The 20,861-nt window shown below is 66.4% G+C and carries 17 protein-coding genes; 8 read left to right on the top strand and 9 right to left on the bottom strand.

Annotated elements, in window-relative coordinates; all coding sequences use genetic code 11:
* The first annotated feature begins 27 nt into the window (after positions 1–27).
* From mepA to GR158_RS22990, 6 genes are all read left to right on the top strand, one after another.
* Positions 28–1,038 (top strand): penicillin-insensitive murein endopeptidase, encoded by a 1,011-nt coding sequence (mepA, locus tag GR158_RS22965; protein ID WP_246665763.1) that lies wholly within the window; start codon positions 28–30, stop codon positions 1,036–1,038.
* Positions 1,039–1,145: 107 nt separating this feature from the next.
* Entirely contained in the window at positions 1,146–1,529 is a 384-nt protein-coding gene (locus GR158_RS22970; RefSeq protein WP_134650480.1) for a methylglyoxal synthase, read from the top strand.
* A gap of 60 nt (positions 1,530–1,589) precedes the next feature.
* The gene (locus GR158_RS22975; RefSeq protein WP_160872735.1) at positions 1,590–2,615 is read left to right on the top strand and encodes a glucokinase; all 1,026 of its coding nucleotides are present in this window, start codon (positions 1,590–1,592) and stop codon (positions 2,613–2,615) included.
* Between the two features lie 120 nt (positions 2,616–2,735).
* Positions 2,736–4,556, top strand: a complete 1,821-nt coding sequence (locus GR158_RS22980; protein WP_160872736.1) for an ABC transporter ATP-binding protein — start codon at positions 2,736–2,738, stop codon at positions 4,554–4,556.
* Positions 4,553–5,371, top strand: coding sequence for a 4-hydroxy-tetrahydrodipicolinate reductase (gene dapB / locus GR158_RS22985; RefSeq protein ID WP_160872737.1), 819 nt, complete (start codon positions 4,553–4,555; stop codon positions 5,369–5,371). Before GR158_RS22980 ends, dapB begins: the two co-directional genes overlap by 4 nt.
* Before the next feature lie 64 nt (positions 5,372–5,435).
* On the top strand, positions 5,436–6,071 hold the full coding sequence (locus GR158_RS22990) for a 2,3-bisphosphoglycerate-dependent phosphoglycerate mutase (RefSeq protein WP_134650484.1): 636 nt from the start codon (positions 5,436–5,438) through the stop codon (positions 6,069–6,071).
* A 61-nt stretch (positions 6,072–6,132) separates the two neighbouring features.
* On the opposite strand, the gene GR158_RS22995 is transcribed toward GR158_RS22990, so the two are convergent.
* The 4 genes from GR158_RS22995 to gcl form a co-directional block, all read right to left on the bottom strand.
* Positions 6,133–7,401, bottom strand: coding sequence for a glycerate kinase (locus GR158_RS22995; protein WP_160872738.1), 1,269 nt, complete (start codon positions 7,399–7,401; stop codon positions 6,133–6,135).
* Positions 7,402–7,775: 374 nt separating this feature from the next.
* Entirely contained in the window at positions 7,776–8,660 is an 885-nt protein-coding gene (locus tag GR158_RS23000; RefSeq protein WP_160872739.1) for a 2-hydroxy-3-oxopropionate reductase, read from the bottom strand.
* A 33-nt stretch (positions 8,661–8,693) separates the two neighbouring features.
* Positions 8,694–9,473, bottom strand: coding sequence for a hydroxypyruvate isomerase (gene hyi, locus GR158_RS23005; RefSeq protein WP_160872740.1), 780 nt, complete (start codon positions 9,471–9,473; stop codon positions 8,694–8,696).
* Positions 9,474–9,507: 34 nt separating this feature from the next.
* Entirely contained in the window at positions 9,508–11,295 is a 1,788-nt protein-coding gene (gcl, locus tag GR158_RS23010; RefSeq protein ID WP_160872741.1) for a glyoxylate carboligase, read from the bottom strand.
* 162 nt (positions 11,296–11,457) lie between these two features.
* Between gcl and bhcR the strand changes: the two genes are divergently transcribed.
* The gene (gene bhcR / locus GR158_RS23015) at positions 11,458–12,288 is read left to right on the top strand and encodes an HTH-type transcriptional regulator BhcR (RefSeq protein WP_160872742.1); all 831 of its coding nucleotides are present in this window, start codon (positions 11,458–11,460) and stop codon (positions 12,286–12,288) included.
* A 226-nt stretch (positions 12,289–12,514) separates the two neighbouring features.
* Here bhcR and guaD read toward each other — a convergent pair whose 3' ends face one another.
* Both guaD and GR158_RS23025 read right to left on the bottom strand, forming a co-directional pair.
* A complete protein-coding gene (gene guaD, locus GR158_RS23020; RefSeq protein WP_160872743.1) occupies positions 12,515–13,849 on the bottom strand; it encodes a guanine deaminase in 1,335 nt (444 codons plus the stop codon).
* Positions 13,846–15,087: a urate hydroxylase PuuD gene (locus GR158_RS23025; protein ID WP_160872744.1), complete on the bottom strand. Its 1,242-nt coding sequence runs from the start codon at positions 15,085–15,087 to the stop codon at positions 13,846–13,848. Before GR158_RS23025 ends, guaD begins: the two co-directional genes overlap by 4 nt.
* A 140-nt stretch (positions 15,088–15,227) precedes the next feature.
* Here GR158_RS23025 and GR158_RS23030 point away from each other — a divergent pair, with 140 nt between their 5' ends.
* Positions 15,228–16,172 (top strand): LysR family transcriptional regulator, encoded by a 945-nt coding sequence (locus GR158_RS23030; RefSeq protein ID WP_134650492.1) that lies wholly within the window; start codon positions 15,228–15,230, stop codon positions 16,170–16,172.
* On the opposite strand, the gene xdhC is transcribed toward GR158_RS23030, so the two are convergent.
* From xdhC to xdhA, 3 genes are read right to left on the bottom strand one after another with little or no spacing between them, the layout of a single operon-like run.
* Complete coding sequence (gene xdhC / locus GR158_RS23035) at positions 16,112–16,993, bottom strand: xanthine dehydrogenase accessory protein XdhC (protein ID WP_160872745.1); 882 nt, start codon at positions 16,991–16,993, stop codon at positions 16,112–16,114. The two genes, GR158_RS23030 and xdhC, sit on opposite strands and share 61 nt — an antisense overlap.
* 12 nt (positions 16,994–17,005) lie before the next feature.
* Positions 17,006–19,372, bottom strand: coding sequence for a xanthine dehydrogenase molybdopterin binding subunit (gene xdhB, locus GR158_RS23040; RefSeq protein ID WP_160872746.1), 2,367 nt, complete (start codon positions 19,370–19,372; stop codon positions 17,006–17,008).
* Between the two features lie 4 nt (positions 19,373–19,376).
* On the bottom strand, positions 19,377–20,861 hold the full coding sequence (xdhA, locus tag GR158_RS23045) for a xanthine dehydrogenase small subunit (protein ID WP_160872747.1): 1,485 nt from the start codon (positions 20,859–20,861) through the stop codon (positions 19,377–19,379).

Here is a 20,861-nt window from a genome sequence, read left to right on the forward strand (position 1 = left end):
CTGACCACCTGCCTGATCGCCGCCGGCATGGCGCTGACCGCGCTCGCCTCGCCGCTTTCCGCGGAGGAACGCCCCGCCAAGGAGCTGTTCGGCGCCAAGCGCCTGCCGGCCAAGATGGTGACGGCGCCCTACGGCTCCTACGCCAAGGGCTGCATTGCCGGCGCGGTGGCCATTCCCACGGACGGGCCGGGCTGGCAGGCGATGCGGCTTTCGCGCAACCGGCGCTGGGGCCATCCCAACATGATCGCGCTTCTGGAGCAGTTCTCGCAGGACGCCCAGCAGCTCGGCTGGCCGGGCCTGTTGCTCGGCGATATCTCGCAGCCGCGCGGCGGACCGATGCTGTCGGGCCATGCCTCGCACCAGGTCGGCCTCGATGCCGACATCTGGTTCACGCCGATGCCCGACCACCGGCTTTCGGCCGAGGAGCGCGAGAAGCTGCCCTTCACCTCCATGCTCGACAAGAGCAAGTTCCTGACGGTCGATTCGAAGCGCTGGACCTCGACGCATGCCCGCCTCGTCATGAAGGCGGCGAGCTATCCGCAGGTCGACCGCGTCTTCGTCAATCCGGCGATCAAGAAGAAGCTTTGCGAGACCTGGCAGGGCGATCGCGCGCTGCTCGGCAAGGTGCGGCCGATCTACGGTCACGACGAGCATTTCCATATCCGCATCAAGTGCCCGGAGGGCGCGCCGGGCTGCAAGCCGCAGGCCAAGGTGCCGCCCGGCGACGGCTGCGACGCGTCGCTCGCCTGGTGGTTCACCAAGGAGCCGTGGGCCAAGGCGAAGCCGAACCCCGGCGCAAAGCCGGTCAAGCCGCGCTATGTCATGTTGTCGGACCTGCCGAAGGCGTGCAGCACCGTGCTCGCCGGCGCGTCGCCCGCCTCGGAGCAGGAAGTGACCTATCGCGGCGGCGGCGCGGCAACGGCGCTCGCCTTCTCGGGCGGCGACCAGAGCGCGGGCGGGGCGGTCGAGGCCATCATCAACGCCGACACGACCCTGCCGGCCATCGTGCCGATCCCGATCCCACGGCCGTTCTACTAAACGACATCGAAGCAAGGGCCCCGCACGGGGCTTTTCAAGCTCCCGCCGCTTTTGTATAAGGCGATCAAATCGATTTAAATTTCCCCGCCGATCCCGGAGAAACGTCCATGTCTCGCCAGAAATGCATCGCGCTCATCGCGCATGACGAGAAAAAGGACGACATGGCGGCCTTTGCGGCGCGGCACGAAAAGATGCTGTCGCAGGCGCGGATCGTCGCCACCGGCACGACGGGCGGACGGGTGTTGGAGGCCTGCCCGGGCCTCGACGTGACGCGGCTCAAAAGCGGCCCGCTCGGCGGCGACCAGCAGATCGGCGCCCTCATCGCCACCGGCGAGGTCGACCTGCTCATCTTCTTCGTCGATCCGCTGACGCCCATGCCGCATGACGTGGACGTGAAGGCGCTGATGCGGCTCGCGATCGTCTACGACATCCCGATGGCGCTGAACCGCGCGACGGCCGAAGAGCTGCTTGCCGCCGCGACGACCGGTTGACGGCATCCCTCTGCGACGATAGCGAAAAAGCGGACCCCACCAGCAGAACGGAACAGCTCGATGGCACGGCCGGCCGATTACGACGCGAATTTCCCCTTCCCCATCCTCGTTGGCGATATCGGCGGCACCAATGCGCGCTTCTCGCTTCTGCTCGACGCCTTCGCCGAGCCGAAACAGTTCCCGATCGTCCAGACCGCCGATTTCGCCAATATCGACCAGGCGCTGCAGCAGTGCATCCTCGACAAGAGTTCGGTTCAGCCGCGCTCGGCCATTCTGGCGCTGGCGGGTCCCATCGAAGGCGACGAGGTGCCGCTGACCAATTGCCCCTGGGTGGTTAGGCCGCGCGACATGATCGCCAATCTCGGCTTCGAGGATGTGTTGCTGGTCAACGATTTCGAGGCGCAGGCGCTGGCCGTGGCCTCGCTCGACGAGGCCAACCGCGAGAAGATCGGCCCCGGCACGGAGCGCCAGACGGCCTCGCGCGCCGTGCTGGGTCCCGGCACCGGGCTCGGCGTCGCAGGCCTGGTCTATGCGCGCCACAGCTGGATCCCGGTGCCGGGCGAAGGCGGCCATATCGATGTCGGCCCGCGCAGCGAGCGCGACTATCACATCTGGCCCTTCCTGGAGCCCATCGAGGGGCGCATCTCCGCCGAGCAGCTGCTGTGCGGCCGCGGCATCATGAATATCTACCGCGCCGTCTGCGCTGCCGACGGCGTGGATGCGCCGTTGCAGAAACCGTCCGACGTCTCGGCCCGGGCGCTCGCGCAGGACGACCGCGCCGCCATCGAGACCATCGCGCTGTTTTCCACCTATCTCGGCCGCGTGGCCGGCGACATGGCGATGATCTTCATGGCCAAGGGCGGCGTCTTCCTCGCCGGCGGCATCTCGCAGAAGATCCTGCCGGCCCTGCGCGGACCGGAGTTCCGCGCCGGTTTCGAGGACAAGGCGCCGCACGGTGCGCTGCTCAAGACCATCCCGACCTATGTGGTCACCCATCCCGTCGCAGCACTCGCGGGGCTTGCCGCCTTCGCGCGCATGCCGGACCGTTTTGGTGTTGCAACCGAGGGACGCCGCTGGAAAAGGTGACGTCCCACGCCGCGCCGGACAGCCCGGCAGAGTAGCCAAAGGGGGATCGAGCCCCTATAGAGCGGCCAGCAGGGCGGTTTTTGTGTCGCCCGCCGTCGAGACCGTTCAGGAAGCAAGTCATTGGCCGATCAGAGTCGAACCGAGCGCAAATCCATCAGTTCCGACACCGTCGCCACCGTGCTCAAGCGTGTGATTGCCGAAAACGGCCGTGACCACGTGCGCGGCTATGCCATGGCGATCGGCTGCCTCGTGGTCGTCGCCCTCACCACGGCCTTCACCGCCTGGATCATGGAATCGGTCGTCAACGAGGCCTTCGCCAACAAGCGCGCCGACCTCGTCATGATCATCTGCGGCGCGATCTTCGTCGCCTTCATCCTGCGCGGCTTCGCCACCTATTTCGAAGCCGTCATCCTTTCGAAGATCGGCAACAACATCGTCGCGCGCTACCAGCGCCGCCTCTATTCGCATCTGATGGCGCTCAGCGTCGGCTACTACAACGAATCGCGCTCGGCCTATCTGGCGGCGCAGATCAGCCAGAACGTCACCGGCATCCGCGATGTGCTGAACATGACGGTGACGTCGCTTGCCCGCGATGTGCTCACACTCGTGGCGCTGATCGGCGTGATGATTTCCAAGGACTGGCTGCTGACGCTGCTCGTCTTCGTCGTCGCGCCGCCGCTGCTGCTTGGCCTGCGCTACGTGTCGAAGCGCCTGCGCAGCGCGACGCGCGACGCCGTGGAACTCAACAGCCACGTGCTGGGCGCCATGCAGGAGACGGTGCAGGGCATCACCATCGTCAAGGCCTTCACCATGGAGGCCCAGCTCAAGGACAAGGTGGAGGCCATCATCGGCCAGGCCGAAAGCCGCTCCAACCGCATCGCGCGGCTGACCGAGCGCACCGCGCCGATGACCGAGACCTTTGCGGGCTTCGCGATCTCCGGCGTTCTCGCCTATGCCGCCTATCGCTCCATCTATGACGGCGTGATGCCGGGCGCGTTCTTCTCCTTCGTCACGGCCCTGCTGATGGCCTACGATCCGGCGCGGCGTCTCGCCCGCCTCCAGGTCTCGCTCGAACGCGCCGCGGTCAACGCGCGCATGATCTACGAGATCCTCGACATCCAGCCGCGCCAGGCCGACCGCGCCGACGCCAAGCCGCTGGCGATCAGCGACGCGACGATCACCTTCCGCAATGTGCGCTTCGGCTATACGGACAGCGACACCATCCTGAAAGACGTGTCCTTCACGGCGGAGGGGGGCAGGACGACGGCGCTTGTCGGCCCTTCGGGTGCCGGCAAGTCCACCGTGATCAGCCTCATTCCCCGCTTCTACGATCCGGCGGCCGGCGAGATCCTGATCGACGGGCAGGACATCGCGCATGTCACGAAGCAATCGCTGCGCAACGCGATCGCCTATGTGTCGCAGCAGCCCTACCTGTTCGAGGGCACGATCCGCGACAACATCCGCTACGGCCGGCCGGACGCCACCGATGCCGAGATCGAGGAAGCCGCGCGCCATGCCTATGCGCACGATTTCATCCTCGCCCAGCCGCTCGGCTACGACACGCCTGTCGGTGAAAACGGCGTGACGCTCTCCGGCGGCCAGCGCCAGCGGCTGTCGATTGCCCGCGCGCTGGTGCGCAACGCGCCGATCCTGCTGCTCGACGAGGCCACGTCCGCGCTCGACACGGAATCCGAACAGGCGGTGCAGAAGGCGCTGGACGAGGCGATGAGCGGGCGCACGGTCGTCGTCATCGCGCATCGGCTGTCGACCGTCGTGCGCGCCGACAAGATCATCGTCATGCAGGCCGGCCAGGTCGTCGAGGAAGGCACGCATGCGGCGCTTGCGGCGCGTGAAAACGGGCTCTACGCTCGCCTCAACAACCTTCAGGCGCCCTCGGCGAGCGCCGTACAGACATCACAGGATACGGGAGCCGGGATATGAGCGGCAACGCAATGAAGCTGGTCGTCGTGGGCGCAGCCGGCCGCATGGGCCAGACGCTGATCCGCGCCATCAATGCCATCGAGGGCGCGGAACTCTTCGCCGCCGTCGAGCGCGAGGGCTCGCCCTTCGTCGGGCGTGACGCGGGCGAGCTTGCCGGCCTCGGCCCGATCGGCGTCGCCGTCACCGACAAGCCGCTCGAAGCCTTCGTCGCGGCCGAAGGCGTGCTCGACTTCACCGCGCCGGCCGCCACCGTCGAATTCGCCGGCCTCGCCGCACAGGCCCGCATCGTGCATGTCGTCGGCACCACGGGTTGCTCGGCTGTAGACGACGAGAAGATCAAGGCCGCGGCGCGCCATGCCCGCATCGTCAAGTCGGGCAATATGAGCCTCGGCGTCAACCTGCTCGGCGTGCTGACCGAGACCGCCGCGCGCGCGCTCGGGCCCGAGAACTGGGATATCGAGGTGCTGGAGATGCACCACAGGCACAAGGTGGACGCGCCCTCGGGCACCGCGCTGCTACTCGGCCAGGCCGCCGCCAGGGGCCGCGACATTTCGCTTGCCGAGCATTCGGTGCGCGTGCGCGACGGCCACACCGGCCCGCGCGCCGCCGGCACGATCGGCTTTGCCACGCTGCGCGGCGGCTCCGTCATCGGCGAACATTCCGTCATGCTTGCCGGCGAAGGCGAGATGGTCACGCTGTCGCACAGCGCCACGGACCGCTCGATCTTCGCACGCGGCGCGGTCCAGGCGGCGCTGTGGGCGCGCGACAGGAAGCCCGGCCTCTATTCGATGCTCGACGTGCTCGGGCTCGGCTGATCCATCGACAACACGCATTTCGCACCGTTTTCGGGACGGTGCCGCAACCTCGGGAGACAACCTTATGAGCGGAACCCTTGTCCTCGTTCGCCACGGCCAGAGCGAGTGGAACCTGAAGAACCTCTTCACCGGCTGGCGCGATCCTGACCTCACGGCGCTCGGCGTCGAGGAAGCCAAGACGGGCGGCAAGGCGCTGGCCGAGACCGGCATCAAATTCGACATCGCCTACACGTCGGACCTGTCGCGCGCCCAGAAGACGCTGAAGATCATCCTCGACGAGATCGGCCAGCCGGGCCTCGAGACGATCCGCGACCAGGCGCTCAACGAGCGCGACTACGGCGATCTCTCAGGCCTCAACAAGGACGATGCCCGCGCCAAGTGGGGCGAGGAGCAGGTGCATATCTGGCGCCGCTCCTACGACGTTCCGCCGCCGGGCGGCGAAAGCCTGCGTGATACCGGCGCCCGCGTCTGGCCCTATTATCTCACGGAAATCCTGCCGCGCGTGCTGCGCGGCGAGAAGGTGCTGGTCGCCGCGCACGGCAATTCGCTGCGCTCGCTGGTGATGGTGCTGGACAAGCTGAGCAAGGAGGAAATCCTCAAGCTCAACCTCGCGACCGGCGTGCCGATGGTCTACGTGCTGAACGCCGATTCCACGGTGAAGTCGAAGGATGTGCTCGGCGACATGTCCGGCGCGCACTGAGCCGCGCTCACGACGGATCTCAAGACTGAACCCCGCCGCTTCCGGCGGGGTTTTGTTTTGCCTACTGGATAAGGATGGCGCGGAAGTCGTTGACATTCGTGCCGGTCGGGCCGGGCACGAAGAGATCGCCGAGCGCGTCGAAGGCCGTCCAGCTGTCGTTGCGCGACAGGAATTCGGCGGCGTCCTTGCCCTTGTCGGCAAGGCGCGCGACGGTGGTGCCGTCGGCGAAGGCGCCGGCATTGTCTTCCGAACCGTCGATGCCATCCGTATCGGCGGCAAGCGCGGAAAGGCCCTTCAGACCATCCGTGGCGCAGGCGAAAGAGAGCAGGAATTCGCCGTTGCGGCCACCCTTGCCCTTGCCCCGGATCGTGACGGTCGTCTCGCCGCCGGACAGGATGACGACGGGTTTGCGGAACGGCCGGTCGCGGCGCACGACCTCGGCGGCGATGGCGGCATGAACGCGGCCCACCTCGGCCGCCTCGCCCTCGATGGCATCGGACAGGATGACGGCCTCGACGCCGGCCTTGCGGGCCGCATCCGCCGCAGCGTCCAGCGAGACGGCGGCCGATGCGACCAGCTTCACCGCGTTGCGGGCAAAGCAGGCATCGCCCGGCAGCGGCGGCTCGTCCAGGCCGGCCTCGATATGGCGCATCACGATGTCTGGCAGATCGAGACGGTAGCGTTCGATGAGGCGCAGCGCGTCGGCGCGGGTGGTCTCGTCGGCAATGGTCGGGCCCGAGGCCACGAGGGCGGGATTGTCGCCGGGAATATCCGACACGACGAGCGAGACGACGCGGGCGGGATAAGCCAGTTCGGCCAGCCGGCCGCCCTTGATGCGCGAGACCTGCTTGCGCACGGCGTTCATGGCGCTGATCGGCGCGCCCGACGCGAGCAGCGCCTTGTTGACGGCGATCTCGTCGGCCAGCGTCAGGTCGCCGGCCGGCGCCGGCAGCAGCGCCGAGCCACCGCCGCAGATCAGCGCGACGACGAGATCGTCGGCGGTCAGATCGCGCACGGCGGCCATCAGCCGGCCGGAGGCGGTCAGCCCGCTCTCGTCCGGCACCGGATGGGCGGCTTCAAGGACCTCGATGCGCTCGCAGGCGACGGCATAGCCGTAGCGCGTGACGACGACGCCGGAAAGCGGCGCATCCCACAGACGCTCGAAGGCGCGCGCCATCTGTGCGGCGCCCTTGCCGGCGCCGATCACCACCGTGCGGCCCTTCGGCTTTTCCGGCAGATTGGCAGCCAGCACCTTCTCGGGATCGGCGGCGGCGACCGCGACGGAGAACAGATTTTCGAGAAAGGCACGCGGGTCTGCGATTACGGGCATCTGGCTCCTCCGGGTCTGCGCTGCACTTATAAAACATAAGCCCTCATCCGCAAGCCGGCGTCGCCTCCCGGATGGCAACGAAGCGGCGGGACGAAGGCTATGGTTCGCTGGCGAAGGGCCATCGCATGCAGATGGGACGGTCGCGTTTGAAAATGAAGCAAGCCACCTCCCCTTCTCCCCCGCGGGGAGAAGGTCGCGGCAGCGGGATGAGGGAGTGGCGCTGACGAGCGAGAGCGAGCCAGCCCCCTCATCCGCCCTTCGGGCACCTTCTCCCCGTGGGGGAGAAGGGAGAATGGCAAACCTCGTCTTCATGCCTATGCGATACCCCAAAGGGTGCCGGGCGGGGCTCCCCTCCCCGCCCGGCCAGGCCGTCGTCAGGCGACGGCGTGGTTCGCCATGCGCTCAAGCGCCGTGACGAGACCTGAGTGATCGAGACCGGCATCGCCATGGGCGGCGCACTGGTTGAACAGCTCCTGCGTGGCCGCCGTGTTGGGCAGCGAGACGCCGAGCGCCCTGGCGCCCTGCAGCGCGAGATTGAGATCCTTCTGGTGCAGCGCGATGCGGAAGCCGGGATCGAAGGTGCGCTTGACCATGCGCTCGCCATGCACTTCCAGAATGCGCGAGGAGGCGAAACCGCCCATCAACGCCGCGCGCACGCGGGCCGGATCGGCACCGGCCTTGGAGGCGAAGACCAGCGCCTCGGCGACGGCCTCGATGGTCAGCGCCACGATGATCTGGTTGGCGACCTTCGTCACCTGTCCGTCGCCGCAATCGCCGACCAGCGTGATGTTCTTGCCCATCAGCTGCAACAGCGGCAGCGCGCGGTCGAAGCTTTCCTGCGATCCGCCCGCCATGATGGAGAGCGAGGCGTTGCGCGCGCCGACCTCACCGCCGGAGACCGGCGCATCAACATATTCGGCCCCCGTCTCGCGGACCTTTTTTGCGAATTCCTTCGTCTCGATCGGCGAGATCGAGCTCATGTCGATCACCAGCTTGCCGGCGGACAGGCCGAATGCCACGCCGTTCTCGCCGAACAGCACGTCCTTCACCTCCGGCGTGTCGGGCAGCATCAGGATGATTGTGTCGACGCTTTCGGCCAGCGCCTTCGGGCTGTCGACCACCTCAAGGCCGTTGTCGACCAGCTCCTGGCGCGGCGGCACGATATGCCGCGACGTGACGACCGTGTGTCCGGCATCCTGAAGATGGCGCGCCATGGGCGTGCCCATGATGCCGAGGCCGATGAAACCGATATGTGCCATGATGAACTCCCGATCCTGAAACTCTTTGCCGGCTCAGCGGCCGATATCCGTCAGCCAGCCGAGGCCTTCGGCGGTGGTGGTGCGCGGCTTGTATTCGCAGCCGATCCAGCCGTCGTAACCCAGCGCATCCAGCGTGCGGAACACGAAGGGCCAGGCGATCTCGCCGGTGCCCGGCTCGTTGCGGCCGGGATTGTCGGCCAGCTGGACATGGGCGATCTTCGCCTGATGCTTCCGGAACGTGCCGATCAGCTCGCCCCCGGTGCGCTGCTGGTGGTAGAGGTCGTACTGGATGAACAGGTTGTCCGAGCCGACTTCGGCGATGATGGAGGCCGCCTGATCCGGCGTGTTGAGGTAGAAGCCCGGAATATCGAACCGGTTGATCGGCTCGATCAGAAGCCGGATTCCGTGTTTTTCGAATTCCTCCGCCGCGAGCTTCAGGTTCGAAACGAACGTGTTGCGCAGCACATCGTCGGACACGCCGACCGGCGCGATGCCGGACAGGCAGTTGACCTGCTTGCAGCCCAGCGCGGTGGCGTATTCGATGGCCGTCGCGACGCCGCGGCGGAACTCGTCGATCCGGTCGGGCAGCACGGCGATGCCGCGCTCGCCGCCGGCCCAATTGCCGGCCGGCAGGTTGTGCAGCACCTGCGTCAAGCCGTGCAGATCGAGCGCCGCGCGCAGCGCCTCGCGGTCGAAATCGTAGGGGAAGAGATATTCCACCCCCTCGAAGCCGGCCTTGGCGGCAAGCGCGAAGCGCTCCATGAAGGGCACTTCGTTGAACAACATGGTCAGGTTGGCCGCAAATTTCGGCATGTCATCGTCTCCCGGAATTCAGTCCGACCCACACTTAATCCAGCAGGGCCGCAAGTGTCGCCGTCGGCGCATCCTCGCCGCGCTCGGCCAGCTCCTCGAACTCGACCACGGCATTGATGTCGGCGCCCATGGCGATGTTGGTGACGCGCTCGAGGATGAACTCGATGACGACGGGCACCTGATGCTCCTTCATCAGCCGCTGCGCGGTGGCGAAGGCTTCCTGGAATTCGTTCGGGCTGCGCACCCGAAGCGCCTTGCAGCCGAGGCCTTCGGCGACCGCGACATGGTCGACCCCATAGCCGGCTTCCGAATCGGCCGTGGCGTTGATGTTGTCGAAGGCGAGCGACACTTCGAAATCCATGTTGAAGCCGCGCTGGGCCTGGCGGATCAGCCCGAGATAGGAATTGTTCACGACCACATGCAGGTAGGGCAGCTTGTGCTGGGCGCCGACGGCCAGTTCCTCGATCAGGAACTGGAAGTCATAGTCTCCCGACAATGCGACGATCGGCCTGTCGGGATCGGCGGCACGCACACCGAGCGCTGCCGGCAGCGTCCAGCCGAGCGGGCCGGCCTGGCCGCAGTTGATCCAGTTGCGCGGCTTGTAGACATGCAGGAACTGCGCACCGGCGATCTGGCTGAGGCCGATGGTCGAGACGTAGCAGGTGTCGCGGTCAAAGGCCTTGTTCATCTCCTCGTAGACGCGCTGCGGCTTGAGCGGGGTCTGGTTGAAATGGGTCTTGCGCAGCATGGTGCGCTTGCGCGCGCGGCACTCGTCTCCCCAGGCGGACCAGTCGCTTAGCTTGCCGGCGACCTTCCATTCGGTGGCGACGTCGAGGAACACCTTCAGGGCCGCCCCGGCATCCGAGACGATACCGAGATCCGGCGTGAAGACGCGGCCGATCTGCGTCGGCTCGATGTCGACATGCACGAATGTCCGGCCTTCCGTATAGGTGGCGATATTGCCGGTGTGGCGATTGGCCCAGCGGTTGCCGATGCCCAGAACGAAGTCCGAGGCAAGCAGGGTGGCATTGCCATAGCGGTGGGAGGTCTGCAGACCACACATGCCGGCCATCAGGCGATGATCGTCCGGGATGACGCCCCAGCCCATCAGGGTCGGGATGACGGGCACGCCGACGATCTCGGCGAATTCCACCAGCAGGTCCGAGGCATCCGCATTGATAATGCCACCGCCGGCCACGATCAGCGGCCGCTCGGCCGCGTTCAGCATGGCGAGCGCCTTTTCCGCCTGGGCGCGGGTCGCCGCCGGCTTGTAGGGCTCGAGCGGCGCATAGGCGTCGATGTCGAATTCGATTTCGGCGAGCTGCACGTCGATCGGCAGGTCGATCAGGACCGGGCCGGGACGGCCGGACCGCATGGTGTGGAACGCCTTCTGGAAGACATAGGGCACAAGGCCCGGCTCCATGACCGTGACGGCCCATTTGGTGACGGGGGCCGCGATCTTGGCGATATCCACCGCCTGGAAATCCTCCTTGTCGAGGCGGGCGCGCGGCGCCTGGCCGGTGATGCAGAGGATCGGGATCGAATCGGCGGACGCCGAATAGAGGCCGGTGATCATGTCGGTGCCGGCCGGGCCGGACGTGCCGATGCACAGGCCGATATTGCCGGCGCGCGCCCTGGTATAGCCCTCGGCCATGTGGCTTGCGCCCTCGACGTGCCGGGCCAGGATATGCCGCACGGAGCCCCGCGCCTTCAGCGCCGCGTAGAAGGGATTGATCGCGGCACCCGGAACGCCGAAGGCGCAATCGACGCCTTCCTTTTCCAGAACCAGCACCGCTGCATCGACAGCACGCATTTTCGCCATGGGATTTCCTCCGTCTCTGATGACAAAGGTACCGCATCCGCCGGTTCACGCAATCATAAAATGGAAATCAATCCCACCATATGGAAATAAACATTTTCAACGAATCTGGAACAATCGATCCGGGGCAGCTATGTCATGACGGCGGTGACAGGAGAAATGCGCATGGCAGAGCATCAGGAAAAAACGCGGGGACGCCCCGGCCGCAAGCCGGCGGCGGATTCGGCGCCCTCCTCCGTGCAGGTGCTGGACCGGAGCCTGAAACTGCTCGACCTCGTGGCGCAGGCGGACGGCGCCGGCCTCAGCGACCTTGCCGACCAGTCCGGCATGGCGCCATCGACCGTGCACCGGCTTTTGACCTCGCTTGCCCAGCACGGCATGGTCGCCCATGATGCGGAGACGGGCGCCTGGACGATCGGCGTGAAGGCCTTCGAGATCGGCACCGCCTATCTGCGCTTCCGCAAGCTCGGCACGATCAGCCGGCCCTTCCTGAAACAGCTGATGGAAGGTTGCGGCGAGACGGCCAACATCGCCATCGAGGACGACGGCGACGTGGTGTTCATCTCGCAGGTGGAAAGCCACGCGCCGATGCGCGCCTTCTTCCGGCCCGGCCGGCGCGGGCCGATCCATGCCTCGGGTATCGGCAAGGCGATCCTGTCGACCTGGCCGGATGCCCGCATCGAGGCGCTGCTGTCCGGCCGCGCGCTGCAGCACTTCACGGAAAAGACCCGCGACACGATCCCGACGCTCTTGGAGGACATCGCGGCGATCCGCGCGCGCGGCTGGTCCATCGACGACGAGGAGCACACGCTCGGCATGCGTTGCGTGGCCGCGCCGATCTTCGACGAATATGGCGAGGCCGTCGCCGGCATCTCCGTCTCCGGCCCGGCCGTGCGCCTGCCCGACAGCAAGATCGACGCCTTCGGCCCGGTCGTGCGGGCGGCGGCGGAGGGATTGACGAAGGCGATGGGCGGGCGGGTGACGAAACCGGAATAGCAACCGCGTCGTCACATCATGAATCGGAAGGTTACTCCAGCCCCCTTCTCCCCAACGGGGAGAAGGCCGCGGCAGCGGGATGAGGGGGTGGCGCTAACGTCAGCGGTCGTGCCGGCCCCCTCATCCGACCCTTCGGGCCACCTTCTCCCCGCGGGGGAGAAGGGCAAGCAGTGCCGTCGTGGAGATCCCTTACCCTTTTTGAGAAAGGTTTCAGGTACTTTTCACCTCAAGCCGTTTCCAGCACGCGTTGCTTCACAGCTCCCGCCGTGCCCTTCATCGGCCGGCCCGCGACATAGACCTGCGCCACGCAGCGGTCGTCGCCCATGGTCTGGAGAATGAACAGTTCCTCGGCGAGCGATTTCGCCGTGCGCATGCGGTATTCCATCGCCGACTTGGCGCGGGAATCGAGCACGACGATATCGGCCTCGGTGCCGGCGTCGAGGGTGCCGATCTCCTTTTCCAGCCCGAGCGCCCGGGCATTGCCCAGCGTCATGCGGTAGAAGGAATTGAACGGCGTCAGCTTCTGGCCGTTAAGATGCAGCACCTTGTAGGCCTCGTCCATCGTTTCCAGCATGGAGAAGCTGGTGCCGGCGCCGACATCGGTCGCCACCGACCAGCGGGCGCCCGCCTTGTCGAAGCGGTCGCGGTCGAACAGTCCCGAACCGAGGAAGAGGTTCGACGTGGGGCAGAACACCGCGACGCTGCGGGTTTCCGCGAGAACGCCGATCTCCCGGTCGCTCAGATGGATGCAATGGCCAAGCAGCATGCGCTCGTTGAGCAGGCCGTAGCGCGCATAGATGTCCGTGTAGTCCTTCGCATCCGGATAAAGCGAGGTGGCGAACGCGATCTCGTCGTAGTTTTCCGACAGATGGGTCTGGACGTAGCAGGTCGGATTTTCCGCGACGAGCGCCTGGCTCATCTCCATCTGCTCCGGCGTCGAGGTGATGGCGAAGCGCGGGCTGATCGCGTACCGCGCGCGGCCGCGGTCATGCCATTTTCCAATCAGCGCCGCCGTCTCGTCATAACCCTGCTGCGGCGTGTCGCGCAGCGCATCCGGCGCGTTGCGGTCCATCATCACCTTGCCGCCGATCATGCGCATGCCGCGCGCCTCGGCGGCCGTGAAATAGGCGTCGACGCTTTCGGGATGCACCGAGCAATAGGCGACGGCCGTCGTCGTGCCGTTCGACAGAAGCTCGTCCATGAAGTGATCCGCCACCGCCCCTGCATGGGCCGCTTCGGCAAACTTCTGCTCCTCGACGAAGATATAGGTGTTCAGCCATTCGAGAAGCTGCGCGCCATAAGACGCGATGGCCTGCGTCTGCGGAAAATGCAGGTGCGTGTCGATCAGCCCCGGCAGGACGAGGTTCGGCCGGTGATCGCAAATCTCGACATCCGCGCCGGCGCGCCGGCGCACATCCGCATGATCGCCCGTCTCGACGATCCGTCCATCGCGCACCAGAACGGCACCGTCCTCGAAGTAGCGATAGGAAGCGGTGTCGTCGATGCCCTGCGGTTCGGCCACGAAGCTCAGCACGCGGCCACGAATGAGACGTTCGGTCATTGGGTCTTCTCCCCGTTCACGGCGCTTTCATACCAGGCGACGAAGAGGCGGCGCTCCTCGTCGGATACCTGGGTCACATTGGCGGGCGGCATGGCATGCGAGCGGCCGGCCTGCAGGTAGATTTCGCGGGCATGGGCGGCGATCTCGCCGTCGGTTTCCAGCACCACGCCCTTGGGCGGCGCGACCATGCCCTCCCAGCCCGGCTCCTTCGCGTGGCACATGGCGCAGCGCCCCAGCACCGTGTCGCGCACCCTGGGGAAGGCTTCCGCCGTCACGAAGGGCTGCTGGGCGGCGGATACCCTGGCGTCCTCGGCCTCACCCGTCAGCACCTTCGGCACCGTGGAGAGCCACATGATGGCGACGAAGAGAAGCGCGGTGACCAGCCAGGTCCAGGTCGGGTTGCCGGCATCCGCATGGCGGGTGTTGAAATAGTGGCGGATGGTGACGCCCATCAGGAAGACCAGCGAGGCGATGATCCAGTTGAACTCCGTGCCGAAGGCCAGCGGATAGTGGTTCGACAGCATCAGGAAGAGCACGGGCAGCGTCAGGTAGTTGTTGTGGGTGGAACGCTGCTTGGCGATCTTGCCGTATTTCGGATCGGGCGTGCGGCCGGCAATGAGGTCGGCGACCACGATCTTCTGGTTGGGGATGATGATGAAGAACACGTTGGCCGACATGATGGTGGCCGTGAAGGCACCGAGATGCAGCAGCGCGGCACGCCCGGTGAACAGCTGCGTGTAGCCCCAGGCCACGAAGACGAGGATGAAATAGAGCGCCACCATCAGCCGCGTGTTGTCGTTGCCGAAGGGCGACTTGCAGATGAGGTCGTAGAGGATCCAGCCGAGCGCCAGCGAACCGAGAGAGATGGCGATGGCCACGGGCTTGGAGACGTCGAGCACGTTCGGATCGATCAGATAGAGGTCCGCGCCGGCATAGTAGACCAGACAGAGCATGCCGAAGCCGGACAGCCAGGTGACGTAGCTCTCCCATTTGAACCAGACGAGGTGCTCGGGCATGTTGGCCGGCGCCACCAGGTATTTCTGGATGTGGTAGAAGCCGCCGCCATGCACCTGCCACTCCTCGCCATGCGCGCCCGGCGGCAGTGCCGGATGCTTCTTCAGGCCGAGATCGAGCGCGACGAAGTAGAACGACGAGCCGATCCAGGCGATGGCGGTGATGACATGCAGCCAGCGGACGGCGAACATCAGCCAGTCCCAGGCGATGGCGTATTCGTACATGGGGGCCTCCTCCCGATCTTCACCGGCTTGTGTGCCATCAAGTGATTTTCGCGGAAATCCCGGGAAGTCCCGAACACTTTCAAAAAAATCTATAAGATGGACAGCTCTTTGCACTGCACGCCGATGTGGTAGAAAGACGCATGTCCTATCTCGATAATGTGCGCGTCTTCGTTCGCGTGGTCGAACTCGGTACGCTCTCGGCGGCAGGGCGCGACCAGCGCGTGACCCCGGCCGTCGCCAGCAATCGCATCAAGGAACTGGAGCGCCATCTCGGCGTGCGGCTGTTCAACCGCACGACGCGCAAGCTCTCGCCGACCGAGCACGGCCGCGTCTTCTACGACGGTGCGGTCAAGATCATCGAGGCGGTGAACGAGGCCGAAGGCGCCATCGCCGACCTGTCGCGCAACCCCAAGGGCTCGCTGAGGATCACCGCGCCGCTCGGCATCGGCCGCCGCCTCATCGCGCCGGGCATTCCCGAATTCCACGACAAGTATCCCGATATCGAGGTGCGCCTGCGCCTGTCCGACCACAATGTCGATATCCTCGCGGAAGGCGTCGATATCGCCTTCAAGCTCGGCGTGCTCGAGGATTCCAACCTGCGCATGCGCGGCATCCTCAAATGCGAGCGCGTGCTGTGCGCCGCGCCCGAATACCTCGCGCGGCGCGGCACGCCGGCGAACGCCGATGCGCTGATTTCCGACAAGCACGACTGTCTTCTGCTGCGCTATCCCGGCTCGAAGGAATATTACTGGACGCTGGTGACGGCGGAGGGTCCGCGCAAGTTCGAGGTGGCCGGGCCCTATGACAGCGACGACGGCGACGTGCTGACCCAATGGGCGCTGGAGGGCCGCGGCATCATCAACAAGCCGCTCTTCGAGGTGAAGGCGCATCTTGCGGAAGGCCGGCTGGTGGAGATCCTCAAGGACGCCCCGCCCGCCTCCGCCCAGCTCGCCGCCATCTACCCGCACAAGCGCTTCCAGGACCCCAAGGTCCGCCTGATGATCGACTTCATGGCCGAACGCTGTCAGCGCCTGATCGGCAAGCTGCTCGGCGAGGAGCCGGCCAGCGTATCTGCAACGGATTGAGGGCTTCGCGCCCGCCACGCCAGCGCCGCCGTCAGGATTTCCGCGGCGGCGAGGGTGGCGATGACGGCGGGGCGCTTGTCCTTGATCGTGGTGCCGCCGATGGGGCAGACGAGGTTTTCGCTGAGCGCGGGGTTTCCGCTTTCGCGCGACAGCCAGTTGCGGAAGGTGGCGCGCTTGGTTTTCGATCCGATCATGCCGACATAGGCGGCGTCCGGCCGTTTCAACGCCTCGGCGGCGATCAGGAAATCCAGCGCGTGATCGTGGGTGAGGATGACGAAGCTGCTGCCAGCGGGCGCATCGCGCACCACGGCTTCGGGCATGGGCGTCAGGCAGGTTTCGACGCGCGGAACGGTCGATGCCTCCAGCGCATCCTCGCGGGTATCCACCAGCACGACGCGCAGCGGCGCGAGCGACAACGCCAGCGCCAGCGCATCGCCGACATGGCCGGCACCGAAGACATAGACATGCGGGCGCGACGCCATCTCTTGGTCGCAGCGCGCGATCAGCCGCGCGGCAAGATCGGGCGTGACGGCAGCAAAGGACAGGCCGACGCGCCCGCCGCAGCACTGGCCGATCTCGGGGCCGAGCGGCACGGTCATCGGCGCGGCGGCCAGCCCCGAGCGCAGGGCCCGGCGGGCCTGATCGATCGCCATATATTCGAGCTGGCCGCCGCCGATCGTGGCGAAGATCGCCCGTTCCGACACCAGCATCCAGGCATCGGTGTCGCGCGGGGTCGAGCCCGCCGCTCCCGTCACCTCGACGAGCACGGCGGCGGGCACGCGGCGCAGGAAATCGCGGATGTCTTCGCGCGCGCCGGTCATCGCCCTATCCCCTCACACGTTTCCTGACGTCGCGCGCGCCGCCTTCAGCCGCTCGATGGCCATCAGCACGCGCTCGGGCGTGGCGGGCGCATCGAGGCGCGGGCAGATCGCGTGGCCGGCGACGCTCGCCACGGCATCCGACAGCGCATGCAGCACGGACAGGCCGAGCGGCAGCGGCGGCTCGCCCACCGCCTTGGAGCGGTGGATCGTCGGCTCATAGGCCTCCGACCAGTCGGTCAGCGCGACGTTGAATATCTTCGGGCGGTCGGAGGCGAGCGGGATCTTGTAGGTGGAGGGTGCATGCGTGCGCAGCCGGCCCTTGCCGTCCCACCACAGTTCCTCCGTCGTCAGCCAGCCCATGCCCTGGATGAAGCCGCCTTCGACTTGGCCGATATCGATGATCCGGTTCAGCGACCGGCCCGTATCGTGCAGGATATCGGTGCGCTCGACGACATATTCGCCGGTCAGCGTATCGACGGAGACCTCCGAGCAGGCCGCGCCATAGGCATAATAATAGAAGGCGTGGCCGCGCCCCTTGGAGCGGTCCCAGTGGATCTTCGGCGTCTTGTAGAAGCCGGCGGCCGAGAGCTGCACGCGGGCCACATAGGCCTTCCGCACGAGATCGTTGAAGGCCATTTCCGCATTTCCGATGCGCACCCGGTTGGGCAGGAACACCACCTGGTCGCGCGGGACCTGATGGCTTTCGGCGGCGAAATCGATCAACCGGTTCTTGATCTGGCGCGCCGCGTCCTGCGCGGCCATGCCGTTCAGGTCCGCGCCCGAGGAGGCCGCGGTCGGCGATGTGTTCGGCACCTTGGCCGTGGTCGTCGCCGTGATCTTCACCCGGTCGAGATCGATCTGGAACTCCTCGGCCACCACCTGCGCCACCTTCAGGTGCAGGCCCTGGCCCATTTCCGTGCCGCCATGGTTCATGTGCACGGAGCCATCCGTATAGACATGCACCAGCGCGCCGGCCTGGTTGGATTCCGTCTTGGTGAAGGATATGCCGAACTTGACCGGCGTCAGCGCGATGCCGCGCTTGACGATGCGGCTCTCGGCATTGAAGTCGGCAATCGCCTTGCGGCGGCCGGCATAATCGGCGCTTTCCTCCAGCTCGGCGACGATGCGCTGGATGATGCAATCCTCGACCTTCTGATGGTAGGGCGTGAGGTTGCGTTCCCCCTCCACGCCCATCGCGTCATAGAAATTCAGCTTGCGGATGTCCAGCGGGTCCTTGCCCGTTGCAAAGGCGATCTCGTCGATGACGCGCTCCGCACCCACCATGCCCTGCGGGCCGCCGAAGCCGCGAAATGCGGTATTGGAGACCGTGTTGGTGCGCAAGAGCGCGGTCTTGGCATGCACATGGGGGAAGAAATAGGCGTTGTCGCAGTGGAACAGCGCGCGGTCGCCGACCGGGCCCGAGAGATCGGCCGAAAAGCCGGCCCTGAGCGCGAACGTGTAGTCGACCGCGTGGATGCGGCCCTCCTCGTCGAAACCGATATCGTAGTCGATGGCGAAGTCGTGCCGCTTGCCGGTCGCCACCATGTCCTCGTCGCGGTCGAGCCGGAGTTTTACCGCGCGGTTCAGGCGCTTGGCGGCGATGGCGGCGAGCGCCGCGCACTGGTTGGCCTGGGTTTCCTTGCCGCCGAAGCCGCCACCCATGCGGCGCACCTCGATGGTCACGGCATGGCTCGGCACGCCCAGCGCATGGGCGACCATGTGCTGCGTCTCGCTCGGGCCCTGGGTCGAGCAATAGACGAGCACCTCGTCATCCTCGCCGGGCACCGCCAGCGACACCTGTCCTTCAAGGTAGAAATGATCCTGCCCGCCGAGCCGCATGCGGCCCTTGATGCGGCGCGGTGCGCTTTCGAGCGCGCTGGCCGCCTCGCCGCGCTTCAGCGTCAGCGGCGGGAAGACCTGCGGATGGGTCGTGGCATCGAGATCCCAGATGTCGATATCGGCAGGCATTTCCTCATAGTCGATTTTCGCGAGGCGCGCGGCGCGGCGGGCCTGTTCGCGCGTCTCGGCGATCACGCAGAACACCGGCTGGCCATGGAACTGCACCTTGCCGGCGGCGAGCACGGGATCGTCATGCATGCCCGACGGCGAGATGTCGTTTTCGCCGGGAATGTCCGCATGGGTCAGCACGTCGACGACGCCGGGCGCGGCGCGCACGGCCGAAAGATCGATCAACCGGATTATGCCATGCGCGACGGTGGAAAGGCCAAGCCCGGCATGCAGCGTACCGGCGGGCTCGGTGATGTCGTCGATATAGACGGCACTGCCGGCGACGTGCTTGTGTGCGGAATCGTGGCGTACGCTCGCATGAACGCCGCCATCGATCTTCTCGGCCTTGAGGTCGGGGGTGTGCTTGTTCATGGCCTCACGCAGCCTCGTATCTGGACACCTGGGCGGGCGCCGCGGCGGATGTCGTTTCCAGGAAGAACCGCATCAGCAGGTTCCTTGCGACCAGCGCGCGGTATTCGGCGGTGGCGCGCATGTCGGTCAGCGGCTGGTAGTCCTCGGCATATTTCGCCATGGCCGCCTCGACGGTGGCCTCGTTCCACGGCTGGCCGTTCAGCGCCGCCTCCACGGCGAAGGCGCGCTTCGGCGTGGCTGCCATGCCCCCATAGGCGATACAGATATCCTCGACCGTGCCATCGGCGGCGAGCGAAAGCCTGAACGCCCCGAGCGTGGCCGTGATGTCCTCGTCGCGCCGCTTGGTCACCTTGTAGACGGCAAACCGCTCCGCTGCCTTCGGCACAGGCACATGCACGGCCTCGACGAATTCACCCGGCCGGCGGTCCTGTTTGCCATAGGCGATGAAGTAATCTTCAAGGCGGATGGTGCGCCGATCGGCACCCTTGCGCAAGGTCAGCGTGGCGCCGAGCGCGATCAGCGCGGGCGGGGTGTCGCCGATGGGAGAGCCGTTGGCGATGTTGCCGCCGATCGTGCCCATATTGCGCACCTGCTGACCGCCGATGCGCGCGATCAGCGGCCCAAGCGCCGGGATCTGCGCGGACAATGTCTCTAAGGCCTCGCTGTAGGTGACGCCGGCGCCGATCGACACCGTGCCGTCCTGCACCGCGATCGACTTGAGTTCGTCGAGCCCGGCAATGAACACGACGGGCGTGATGTCGCGCATCTGCTTCGTCACCCACAGGCCGACATCGGTGGAGCCGGCGACCACGGTCGCGGTGGGTTCGGCGGCCAGCAGGGCGGCGAAGTCGGCAAGGTTTGCCGGCACCACGAAGCGGTTCCGGCCGGCGCCCATTTCGACACGCGCGCCGTCCTTCAACGCCTTGAGCCGCTCGATCATCGCGGCGCGCTCGGCAAGCAGCGGATCCCTGTCCGTGCCGCCATAGCTGGAAATGGCGCGGGCGGCGCGCAGGATCGGCTCGTAGCCGGTGCAGCGACAGAGATTGCCTTGCAGCGCCGTCTCGATCTGCTGGTCGCTCGGATTGGGCGCTTCCATCCAAAGCGCATAGAGCGACATGACGAAGCCCGGCGTGCAGAAGCCGCATTGCGAGCCGTGGTAATCCACCATGGCCTGCTGCACGGGATGCAACGTGCCGTCGCGCGCGGCGACATGCTCCACCGTCACGACATGACAGCCATCGAGCGAGCCCATGAAGCGGATGCAGGCATTGACGCCCTCGTAGACGAGGCCGCCCGAGGGGGTGAGCCGGCCCACCAGCACCGTGCAGGCGCCGCAATCGCCTTCCGCACAGCCTTCCTTGGTGCCCTTGAGCAGGCGCGAGACGCGCAGCCAGTCGAGCAGCGTCTGGTCGGGCGCGATATCGCGCAGCGTCACATCCTGCCCGTTGAGGACGAAGCGCAGTTCGGAGCGGATCGTTGCGGCTGTCAT

Origin of the sequence: Shinella sp. AETb1-6 (genome assembly GCF_009826875.1) — a bacterium.
In the GTDB taxonomy this organism is placed as follows: domain Bacteria; phylum Pseudomonadota; class Alphaproteobacteria; order Rhizobiales; family Rhizobiaceae; genus Shinella; species Shinella sumterensis.